The sequence below is a fragment of the Shewanella sp. TB7-MNA-CIBAN-0143 genome (assembly GCF_040310065.1).
Lineage (GTDB): Bacteria > Pseudomonadota > Gammaproteobacteria > Enterobacterales > Shewanellaceae > Shewanella.
In genome coordinates, this window is record NZ_JBEOPL010000041.1 from 1 (window position 1) to 11,641 (window position 11,641).

The 11,641-nt window shown below is 40.5% G+C and carries 6 protein-coding genes and 1 pseudogene; 3 read left to right on the forward strand and 4 right to left on the reverse strand.

What is annotated here, in order from left to right; all coding sequences use genetic code 11:
- Nucleotides 1-1,119: 1,119 nt before the first annotated feature.
- The 3 genes and pseudogenes from csrA to recA all read right to left on the reverse strand — a co-directional run.
- Nucleotides 1,120-1,317 carry a carbon storage regulator CsrA gene (csrA, locus tag AAEY97_RS20870; RefSeq protein WP_011636538.1) on the reverse strand — a complete coding sequence of 66 codons (198 nt, stop codon included), beginning with the start codon at nt 1,315-1,317 and terminating at the stop codon, nt 1,120-1,122.
- Between the two features lie 460 nt (nt 1,318-1,777).
- Nucleotides 1,778-4,402 (reverse strand): alanine--tRNA ligase, encoded by a 2,625-nt coding sequence (gene alaS, locus AAEY97_RS20875; RefSeq protein ID WP_351001218.1) that lies wholly within the window; start codon nt 4,400-4,402, stop codon nt 1,778-1,780.
- Nucleotides 4,403-5,196: 794 nt separating this feature from the next.
- Nucleotides 5,197-6,069, reverse strand: a pseudogene (recA, locus tag AAEY97_RS20880) (recombinase RecA); the annotation flags it as partial.
- A gap of 816 nt (nt 6,070-6,885) precedes the next feature.
- Between recA and AAEY97_RS20885 the strand changes: the two are divergent.
- Nucleotides 6,886-7,179 carry a hypothetical protein gene (locus AAEY97_RS20885; protein ID WP_351001221.1) on the forward strand — a complete coding sequence of 98 codons (294 nt, stop codon included), beginning with the start codon at nt 6,886-6,888 and terminating at the stop codon, nt 7,177-7,179.
- Nucleotides 7,180-7,380: 201 nt separating this feature from the next.
- Here AAEY97_RS20885 and ltrA read toward each other — a convergent pair whose 3' ends face one another.
- Nucleotides 7,381-8,853, reverse strand: a complete 1,473-nt coding sequence (gene ltrA / locus AAEY97_RS20890; protein WP_101087243.1) for a group II intron reverse transcriptase/maturase — start codon at nt 8,851-8,853, stop codon at nt 7,381-7,383.
- 986 nt (nt 8,854-9,839) lie between these two features.
- On the opposite strand from ltrA, the gene AAEY97_RS20895 reads away from it, so the two are divergent.
- Entirely contained in the window at nt 9,840-10,676 is an 837-nt protein-coding gene (locus tag AAEY97_RS20895; protein WP_351001224.1) for a hypothetical protein, read from the forward strand.
- Nucleotides 10,677-10,707: 31 nt separating this feature from the next.
- On the forward strand, nt 10,708-11,535 hold the full coding sequence (locus tag AAEY97_RS20900) for a DUF5677 domain-containing protein (protein ID WP_351001227.1): 828 nt from the start codon (nt 10,708-10,710) through the stop codon (nt 11,533-11,535).
- The last annotated feature ends 106 nt before the right edge of the window (nt 11,536-11,641 follow it).

Consider the following 11,641-nt stretch of genomic DNA (forward strand, 5'->3'; position numbering starts at 1 on the left):
ATTCGAACCCTCGATGGGATTTAAAGCCCATACTCCCTTAGCAGGGGAGCGCCTTCGGCCACTCGGCCACCTCTCCGTTTCTTGGCGCACATATTACTGTTTGATGAAAATAAGTCAAACCCTTTTTAGGAAACCTAACTTCATTTGGAGTGTTTTTAAGCACATTGGAGATAATAGACTCAAATCTTGATGAAAACAGTCGTTTTTTGATGAATATTCTTTTTAATTTACAGACATAATCTCATTAAACCTCTGTTCGTCCGACAAGCGTTTTAAGGTTTTTAACCAAAGATATAATTAAACACATCGTTGATTTAAACAACTTAGCCTAGTCATAGGGTAATTTATACTCACTATTACAATTCAACATCATATTAACCAATATCGACAATAGCCGCATAATGCCATTTAGGAAGGTTAATTTGCTATAGCTTGCACGAGATTACGATGGGATTTGTATTGATCAACGATTCCCATTACAACGCTATAATCAAGATGAATTAAGCACATTTAAATAATGACTCGTTAAAAAAAATGGTTTGATACCAATTGTTAGCTACAAATAGCATCCAGTGATAATTCAACACGAGTAAAATAAATACGTTAGTCAGATGGTAAATAAATGACGACTCATTTATGGATGCGTTTAACAAACTGAATCAGTGTGTTAAAAAGTGCTTTGTGAGAGCCTCATTCATTCCACTTCAGTCTTGTATCAACTTAAGGGGAAATTGTCCTGCTTACACCAACAACCTTAAATTGGAGCTGTGAGGTACTCTACGCTAGAGCTAATGTAACCTCAACGCAGAATAACAGATGGGTAAATTGATAAGCGTAGAATGTTTACTGGTCACTCATATTTAAATTGACTCGTTATTATTTGAATTTGGTTCTAAATTTAGCTCTGTATTTGGGTTAACCCAGCGAAATGACACGTAACTAGCGGGTCTTTTAATTGAAGCAATCGCATAAACAAAGGACAGTTTGATGACAGTGAAAATTCCGAGCAGAGGTTAACGAATAAGGGCTGATTAAACTAAAGCGGTAATGCCACTGCAATACAAAAACAAAAAAGCCAGCAAATGCTGGCTTTAATGATATCGACATCATCTGTCGAAATTAGTAATTACCACCTTCAGAAGGGGTACCTGACTTCTCAGACTGAATACGTTGGTAGATCTCTTCACGGTGAACAGATACTTCTTTAGGTGCGTTAACACCAATACGTACCTGATTACCTTTAACACCTAACACAGTAACGGTGACTTCATCACCAATCATTAATGTTTCGCCTACTCGACGAGTCAAAATTAGCATTCGATTGCTCCTTTAAGTTCAATCTGCATAACACGCTTTGTCCGTAATATGCGCTCATTATAAGGTCTGCTTTACCTAAAATCATAGTATCAATTGGTGAATACATCAGTTTATAAAGCAAATTCTCTTAGGAAATCATAAAACTTGACGATTAGTCGTCTTTTAAAAACGAGATCAACCGTAAATTATTCATATTCACGATATAAGACTCCGTTACTAAACAATCCAATACGGCAAACCAATAACAAAAACGATAGGAATTGAGAACCAATACAACATTAGAGTACTACATATAAGTACAATAATAAGCATTGCCCAACGCTAGCAACCCTTTTAAACGCTTTTACTGTTAGCAAGTTAGTTCACTATGCCAAATCTATTCATAGCACTCAAGTCATAAAGTCGCATATCTTAGACTTTATGACTCAATTGCCAAAAAAACGCTAATCTACAGATTTTATTAACGTAAACGTTCGTTTACCCAGGGCTCTACAAGGGCTAATGCTGCGGCTAGATTCTCAGGTTGAGTACCGCCAGCTTGTGCCATATCAGGACGACCACCGCCCTTACCGCCAACATGCTGTGCAACCATTGCGACTAACTCACCCGCTTTGACCTTCTTGGTTAAATCGTTGCTGACTCCAGCAATTAAATTAACTTTACCGTCTTTAGCAGTACCTAGCACAATAATCGCAGACTTTAGCTTTTGCTTCAGCTCATCCTGTAAACCACGTAGTGAACCTGGGTCAATACCATCAAGTTGTTTAACTAAAAGTTTAACGCCATTGATTTCTACTGCATCACCTGCCATATCAGCACTGGCCGCAGCAGCTAACTTATCTTTTAATTGAGATAAATCTTTTTCTAATTGCTTCACTTTATCTAGCTGAGCTTTTAACTTAGCGACTACCGAAGCACTATCTGATTTTAGTAGTTGTGCAGCCTCATCTAACATGGCTTGTTGATCAGCAATATAAGCCATTGCAGCAATACCTGTTACAGCTTCAATACGACGCACACCTGCAGCAATACCATTCTCAGAAGTGATTTTAAATAAACCGATATCTCCAGTGCGGCCAACATGAGTACCACCACACAATTCGATAGAGAAATCACCCATAGTGACAACACGTACTTGGTCATCGTATTTCTCACCAAATAGTGCCATTGCACCTTTTTCTTTGGCTTCATCAATGCCCATTTCAGTGGTACAAAGTTCATGGTTACGACGAATTTGGGTATTAACTAAATCTTCGACAGCCTTCAATTCTGATGGCTTAACCGCTTCAAAATGAGCAAAGTCAAAACGTAAACGTTCAGGATTAACAAGTGAACCTTTTTGAGACACATGTGAGCCTAACACTTGACGTAATGCAGCATGCAATAAGTGAGTAACAGAATGATTTAATTGCGTACGATGACGTAAGTTTTTATCCACTTGTGCGATTAACTGCTGGCCTATGACTAACTGACCTTGAGCTAATTGACCTTGGTGACCGGTAGCTGGACCAAACTTTTGAGTATCGGCAACGGCAAATACTACGCCTTCAGCTGTCAACTGGCCTTTATCACCAACCTGCCCACCAGATTCAGCATAAAATGGTGTGTTGTCTAATACTACGACAGCATCCTGACCCGCTATCACGGTATCAACCGCTTTACCGTCAACATATAAAGCAATCACGTTTGGCTGACCAGTTAACTCGGTATAACCGCTAAATGAGGTTTCTGCATCGATAATTAATTGGCTATTATAATCAGCGCCAAAGTTGCCTGCAGCTTGTGCACGGCTTCTTTGTTCAGCCATTGCTGACTCAAAGCCAGCTTCATCAACGTTAATATCACGTTCACGACAAACATCTGCAGTTAAATCGACAGGAAAACCATAGGTGTCATACAGTTTAAATAAGGTGTCACCATCTAAAGTATCACCTTGCAAGCTATTCAACGCGCCGTCTAAAATAACTAAACCGCGCTCAAGAGTGCGAGCAAACTGCTCTTCTTCCGCTTTTAAGGCTTTTTCAACAATAGCTTGAGTTTGTTTTAAACCAATGGCGGCATCGCCCATTACGCTTATAAGCGTTGGCACAAGTTTGTAGAAGAATGCGTCATTAGCACCCAGCTTGTTACCATGACGAACTGCACGACGAATAATACGACGCAACACATAACCACGACCTTCATTTGATGGCATAACACCATCAGCAATTAAAAATGCACATGAACGAATATGGTCAGCAATAACACGCAGAGATTTATTTTCTAAATCGGTTACACCGATAATTTCAGCTGTTTTGGCAATAAGTTGTTTAAAAATATCGATTTCGTAGTTTGAATGCACGCCTTGCATAATCGCAGCAATACGCTCAATACCCATACCAGTATCAACAGAAGGTTTTGGCAATGGCAACATTTCACCGTCGGCCTGACGGTTGTATTGCATAAATACAATGTTCCAAATTTCAATAAAGCGGTCACCGTCTTCTTCAGGCGTGCCAGGACGGCCACCCCAAATATGATCACCATGATCGTAGAAAATTTCACTACAAGGACCACAAGGACCAGTGTCACCCATCTGCCAGAAGTTATCTGACGCAAAAGCCCCGCCTTTGTTATCACCTATGCGGATCATATTTTCCGCTGGCACGCCTATTTTTTGAGTCCAAAGATCATATGCTTCATCATCGGTTTCATAAATAGTGACACATAAGCGTTCTTTTGGCAGTTTGAGTGTTTCGGTTAGGAAGGTCCATGCAAAACGAATTGCATCTTCTTTGAAATAATCGCCGAAACTAAAGTTGCCTAACATTTCAAAAAAAGTATGGTGACGAGCGGTATAACCCACGTTATCTAAATCGTTATGTTTGCCACCTGCGCGCACACAACGTTGTGAAGTTGTCGCTCGGGTGTAATTGCGTTTATCCATGCCGAGAAACACATCTTTAAACTGGTTCATACCCGCATTGGTGAATAACAGTGTTGGGTCATTTGTGGGAACAAGCGAGCTGCTATCAACAACCTGATGTCCGTTATCTTCAAAGTACTTTAAAAAAGCGCTTCTTAACTCTGCTGTAGTCTGAAACATGAAATGGCCCTGAATATAGAAAATACGAAAGTAACGAGCTTGGCATGCAAGCCTGTAAATGTAAGCATTATATACTGAATTTACGTCAACATGCGAGATGAGTGGCTCGATTATCCTCTGAGCATAAACCGATAATAATAGTTATTGATAAGCGATCTCACCGACTAAGGTTAACTAAGCTCAACTCGAGCTAATAAACACATCCCGAACAGCCCGTTACCCAACTAACGACGTTAAATTAAAAGGCAATTGGCTCGTTGCTGGCGGCAAGACTGCCTTGTGAGTAAGCAAATGGTCAGCTTGAGATTGCAGATTAACAACAACCGTTGTTGTCGAGTGTTCGGTCTGTTATCCACATTTGAAGTGAGCTCAATGCCCTCTAATTTAACCAGATAAACCTCCGCTATCACGATAAAAAGAGCGTGGTTAGGAGTAACAGATTAGCTTTTAAACCAATTGAAGAAGGTAGCTGCAGAACTAATAGATTGTTTGGCAAACAGTGTGATTTTAAATGCTAAATAATTCAGAACTAAATCATTAAAAGTATGGGCATTAAGGCTATGTGGGATTATTCAAAGTAACGCAGAGTAGCGGATATGACTCAATAACCCTGAGATTGACAATAATCGAGTACTTGAGATTTTTCACATATCAACGTTTTTAACGTTGCAGTTTTTAACGTTATAATTTTTAGCGTTATCGTTTTTAGGGTATAAACAACAGGGGCTTTTAGCGAGGGAATATTCGCGGCGCGCAAGATGCGCTACCGCGATAGATGTAACTGACTGACTAGCTTAGAATACTTCACCCGTTTCAAGGTCAATATTCTCATCACTTTCTGTTTTAGAATCTGATGCATTAGCACCACCATTCAATAACATAGCACGTAAAGTGGTATTAATTTCACTGGCAATGACGGGGTTTTCAGTCAAGAATTTGCCTGCGTTAGCACGGCCTTGACCAATTTTCTCGCCTTTGTAGCTATACCAAGCACCCGCTTTATCAACTAACTTGTGCGCAACACCTAGATCGACTAATTCACCAGTACGGTTAATACCTTGCCCATAAAGGATTTGGAATTCAGCTTGCTTAAATGGAGCCGCAATTTTGTTTTTAACCACTTTAACGCGGGTTTCATTACCGACAACTTCGTCGCCGTCTTTAATGGCACCGGTACGACGAATATCTAAACGTACTGAAGCGTAGAACTTTAGTGCATTACCACCGGTAGTTGTTTCTGGGCTACCAAACATCACACCAATTTTCATACGAATTTGGTTAATAAAAATAAGCAAAGTATTTGATTGCTTAAGATTACCAGCCAGCTTACGCATAGCTTGGCTCATCATACGAGCGGCAAGGCCCATATGTGAATCACCAATTTCACCTTCAATTTCAGCTTTTGGCGTTAACGCTGCAACAGAATCGACCACTATAACGTCTACAGCACCAGAACGAGTTAACGCATCACAAATTTCTAGCGCTTGTTCGCCAGTATCTGGCTGTGAACAAAGTAAGTTATCAATATCTACGCCTAACTTTTTCGCATAAATTGGGTCAAGAGCATGTTCAGCATCAATAAACGCACAAGTTTTACCTTCGCGTTGCGCTGCGGCAATCACTTCAAGAGTTAACGTCGTTTTACCTGATGATTCTGGACCGTAAATAAAAGCCAAACTTTGTATAGTTACCTCAATCGGTTCATGTCGTTAAAACAATATTAACTCAAATCGATAGCTTTAGGTGAATAAGTATGCAGTTATAATAAGATGTATGTAGATCATTAAATTTCATCTGATTCCCTATTCAATTTTTATAAAGCATAGTCAAGTTAATCATTTGATCGGTGTGATTGCCAAAGCTTGATCATTTTCATTAGCACACAAGCCTTCCTTAATTATTTTTTTATGCCCATTAAATTTGATCAATTTCTAGCTAACTTTTGAACATTAATGAGTTAACCTCCTAGCCCATTTAGAAGCAAAATTAAGCTAGAAAATCACTGCGGATCATATTAGTTCAGATAAAATATTATGCTGAAAACGGCTAAGCAAGTGGCCAAATTTCCCCATCACTACAAATAGAGCATAAGCCTAAGTTAAAGGTACTTTGAGTAAGATTATTAACACCCAAAGGACCAGAAAGCCTGATTTGAATTAGTAGAAAGAGACTAATGTTTTATAAAACTGATGAAAAAAGGTAAAAACCGGTATTTTTTCACTTACGGTGATGCCCATTGGTGCAAATCCATGATTTAAAACTGGATAAAAACACTTATTTTTGGTCCAATTAAAGAGGTTAAAGAGCAAAATACCTGCAAGATCGGAATTCGACTTTAGATGCCAATATCTTAGTTGTACTACGAATTGTGAGTGTTTTTTTTAATTAAGCGATGAAGCCTAGTGAGCCACTTTGGCACGATTAATTTTTTAAAATCTAAATTTAGCCATGAATAGTATTAAATAATATCTTCGGAGTAGGCAATGAGTCAGCAAATAACCCAAGAGGAAGTAGTCGAAAATATTAGAGAATGGTCCAAGGAGAACAATAAGTCGCCAAGCCTATTAATATCTCAAGATGATGGTTCTTATCATCTGGGTTACTACTGTGGCATGGGCGTTTCAGACAATTGGCCAATAGAGAAGCTGAACCCCCTATACAAGAAAGCGATAACAAAACTTCATAAATCAGGAAAACTGAAAGAATTAAGTGATCCCTTTACGCTTTATCCTGGAAGCCACATTTTTAAAAAAATTGTTAGCTATGATGATATTTAGAGTTAGGTTAAGTTGGATAACTACCTTGAAAAACTCCGCTACAGAACGAGTCTGAACTAGTACAGATGATTTTACATCTAAAACGTTAATGTCGGATAGACGACACTTGTTACCAAGTGCCGCCCTCCTAAGAACCCAGCGTGCAACTTTCACTGCACTAGGCTCAAGCCTCCACAAAGGTATCGTTAGATACCCAGCAACTTATAAAGCAGTGAGAGCTGATTCATTCCAAGAGTTACGAGCTTGCCTTTTCGATTTTCTCCTAACCAAGTATTCTAGGTACTGAGGGTCGAATGGTATAGCCGCACTTCGGATTTTCACGTGTCTCTCAATAGGCACCTTGGCTATTTGGAATAGATTAAATTGGCAATCCATATCCTTGACCTTCTGCCAACCGTGAAATTGCCATTGGCCTTTTCGGTTGATGAAGTATTTAAGGGCTATCCAAGTCTTAGATTTTGTTGGATGGCGCCTTACTGCCCAGTGCCATAACGTATAGAATAGTTTGTGCCCAACATACCCGAATACTTGCTTAGCAACGCAATGACGATAATAATTCGCCCAACCCCTTAGTTTTGGATTTATCAGTTTGATAAGATCGTTAACAGGGATGGTTGCGTGCTTTTTGATGAGTTCGCGCAGGTTACTCAAGAACAACAAGGTATTGGACTTGCTCGGTTTGATGAGCAATTTTCCTTTGTACTTCCTATGATTGAACCCTAAGAAGTCAAAACCCTTGTTGATGTGGGTAATGTGCGTTTTCTCTTCGGAGAGTGTTAAGCCTCTTTCCGCCAAGAAGTCAGCGATCAACGGTTTGATATCGTTCTCGAGCACTTCCTTTGAAGCGCAGGTGACGACGAAATCGTCGGCGTATCCAATAAAGTTGGCCCTAGCACCCTTTTTGAGTGCTGTAGACTTTATGCGCTGTTCAAGTCCAGCAAGAGTCATTAGCATCAAGGTTGGGGATATAACCCCTCCTTGTGGCGTGCCCTCATCAGTACGATAAAACAACCCTTTATCCATAAAACCAGACTTTAACCATTGTTCCAACATTCGTTTATCTATGGCGATGTTATCAACAAGCCATTGATGCCCGATTTTGTCGAAGCAGGATTTGATATCTCCCTCAAGAACCCATTGCGCTGATCTCTTTAGAGCCAAGCATTTGAAGCACTGATCGACTGCGTCGGCAGTGCTACGATTTGGTCTAAATCCATAGCTGTTTGGGTCAGCAAGCGTCTCCGATATAGGCTCTAATGCAAGAAGGTGGAGCGCTTGTTGTGCTCTGTCTATCATGCATGGGATACCAAGAGGTCTAAGTTTGCCATTCTTTTTGGGGATATAGATACGCTTGAGTGGTTTGGCTTGATATGCCTTCCTGCTCAATTGATTTACTGCTTTCATGCGGCGTGCATCCGTGTTCCAGATGACACCATCTATTCCAGGCGTTCTACTGCCTTTGTTTTTTGATACTCGTTTAACAGCAAGAAGTTTTGCTGAACGCGAGTGAGTCAGTATCCATTGCAATGCTTTCGCCTTACCGTGTTTACCTTCTCGTGTTGCCTTTGCAATACGCATCTGAAGCTTTAATACATGCGGTTCAACGGATTTCCAGTCTATGGACTGCCATTGTTCGCCGTCAGGAGAGGCACTAATCTCTGTTGAAATCATCATTTGCGTTTCTCCTTGAATAAAGTTCTTCAAATTATCTTGCAACGGGAGACCAGTCGGAAGTGGGCTCACTTTCGTGACCAGACACAAGTCTGTATCTGCATCGTTACAATGCAGCCTTTGCTTTTTCCAACCTCCTATACCTGCACCGCTATCGGCCATATCGGCTTTCCCAAAGGGAGCAATACAGGCTTACCGTGTTCCGTATGTCGCGCAATGTCAGGGTAGATGCCCGCTATAGTGCGAAGAGTTATATTGACCACGAAAGAGCATGGGGCAATCTCTTTCCAACTCTCATTGCCTTTTGGCCACAGCGTATAAACCACTTCCGCTGTTTCATCGTATAACGCACCTTACGCGGATTTACATATGTTCATCATACTGACTACCTAGCACTCACCCAATTTGTGGTTATCAGGAGGATCGTTCTCTCACGATTCAGATCCCGATTGGTCTATAACCAATCTTCATTACATTGTCAGAGCCGCTACTTTATTCAGGCTCCTAGGTTCATCTGGTGATACAGATGGTTCACTCAAAAGCGGTGAACAGCGCTTCATACGACCTCACGTCGCACGCCCCATTCCTTGTTAGCAAAGTGGCATCTAGCTCACTTCAACATCAGTATGCTGACTCAATTTTAGTAATGCTACAGAGCTCTGGTCTAATCAGTGTTATCCAACCGCAATTACATTAGCAGATGAGAAAATATGGTATGAGTGTTAGCCTGAATACGAGGCCCAAATGCTGTCAATCAAGGTAAATAATGAGTCAGACGTGAGCGTGAAAGAATGAGAAAGCTAAAACAATATCAAGTGATTACCCAACAAACTGTATAAAAACCGCTACCGCAAAAAAGGAAATTCCTATAGCATCATTTATACCAATTGACATGGATGTGGCAACGGCCAAGTCCAACAAGCGATTTCTGCCATGCAAACAGCGCAGCGCATAAATACTAAGACGTTATAACCCAATCGGGAATCGAGATGGATTTGAAAAATCAATATGAGTTGTTAATGCGAAATGAGTTGAAGTTGCTCGGCTGCAGCAAGCAGTTCACCGATGAGCAACTTAAAAAAAGAGATAGGAGAGACAGCTCTATTACGTCCAATATCCAAGACTATGAGCTGTCACTTCTGTCAAATCTATTCTACTCGGTTGTTCATCGTCTTTTTGCAAAAAAACCTAGACAGGTAGTTAAGTATCCAGGCTTCGATGAAAAGGGGAATTCGGTTGGCATATCAAATCTGGAGAAAAAAATCATAAATGTTGATTCGCTAATTCCTCATCTTAGTAAGCTGGTTTTCGATGCTGATCAAGCCGCCAATAACGATCCAATGTTGAATGAGTGGTCCATTTATCATTTTCACATCCCACCATCTGACGGAAATGGATCTTTTGTAACCAGAAGTAATGACTTGCTTTTTGCAATAGTAACAGACGATCATTTTATCTTTTTGGATATTCAGCCTCATAGCAACAGCACAGGTACATACGAGCCATGGGTTGATGTTGGAATCATAGAAAAGATCGAAACACATTATCCAAAGTTGATAGAGCCATATTATATAGGGGACGGCAGAGCACCTCTTACTGCCAATCAACGGAAAAACTTGAGAGACCGAAACGCGAACACCAATATTATTACAACCGCGGGTAAGGAATATCGCATTCCCGGTTGTGGTTCGGTTTCTGCTGGACTGCCTTTAAACTCAATCGTCAGAGGTGATATGGCCATGAGCCAAATTGAGAATCTTTCAGCTAGCGGTTCTTCAGTTAAGCTTTCTTTCGATAATAATTACAACTTGGTTGCAACCACGTGACGGTTATAACAAGGCCAATCATAATCGTGCAATGCAAAAAATCGCATTGCACTGGACCTCGCTTTGCTCGGCCTGTGTTGGCGGCGATATTTTTCAGGGTGAGTTTATGCCCAATTCTGAACTAAGTTCGAATGTTGAAGCCTCTAAGGAGCGGCTAAAAGCAAGCTTAAAGCGGGCACAAGAGCTATCTGCCTCAAGGGGGGGAGAAATATCAGATCATAGCGTTGATTTTCTTTTGTCAGCCCTATTCGTAAGAATTTGTACGACAGCAAGAACAATTTCAATGATGGCTCCTAAAAATAACTCTATCGAGTCTATCTGGGATTATTCGTCTTTGGGGACGCTGTTGAGAAATATAATGGATGCTCTCAATAGCTTTTTGTATCTGGCCGACCGATCCCTTTTAAGGGAAGATAAAGATTGCCGTTTTTGGTTGTTTTCTCTACATGATGCTGTGACAAGACAAAAAATATTTGAATTCAGAGGGGCTCAAAACGAGGCTGAAGCCTGCAAAAAAAGAGCCGAAGAGATGCGTGTTCTGTTGCGTAACAATGCTACATTTTTGGCCTTAGATGAGAAGAAGCAGAAACACTATCTGAAAGCAACTGATGCGTTCCTTCTAAGTAAAGAGCAAATAATTGAAGGAAATGGTGGAAGCCGTGAAGATTTTCTTGGGCTATACAAGTTTTTATCGGCAAATGCTCATAGTTATCCTTTGGGATTCTTTAAGATGAGTGAGCAAGAATTTGGCAAAGGCGTTCACTCTGCAATAGAAGAAAGCTATACAGATATGATCTTGAGTCTTACGTCTAGCCACCTAGATTCAGCATGCATAGCCTATAAGAACTACCTGCAATGAAACACAACAAACGCAAGCACACTAATTCGGTAAGCGGTAAATGAAGCAGTGAAACGTTAATCCAAATTGCTCAAATCAACATTCCACGGCATTAAATCGGTCAAAT

Bases quoted from the DNA above. Each gene is read 5' to 3' on its own strand.
- AAEY97_RS20895 (WP_351001224.1), top strand. From the start codon at position 9,840: ATGGATTTGAAAAATCAATATGAGTTGTTAATGCGAAATGAGTTGAAG.
- alaS (WP_351001218.1), bottom strand. From the start codon at position 4,402: ATGTTTCAGACTACAGCAGAGTTAAGAAGCGCTTTTTTAAAGTACTTT.
- AAEY97_RS20900 (WP_351001227.1), top strand. From the start codon at position 10,708: ATGCAAAAAATCGCATTGCACTGGACCTCGCTTTGCTCGGCCTGTGTT.
- ltrA (WP_101087243.1), bottom strand. From the start codon at position 8,853: ATGATGATTTCAACAGAGATTAGTGCCTCTCCTGACGGCGAACAATGG.
- AAEY97_RS20885 (WP_351001221.1), top strand. From the start codon at position 6,886: ATGAGTCAGCAAATAACCCAAGAGGAAGTAGTCGAAAATATTAGAGAA.
- csrA (WP_011636538.1), bottom strand. From the start codon at position 1,317: ATGCTAATTTTGACTCGTCGAGTAGGCGAAACATTAATGATTGGTGAT.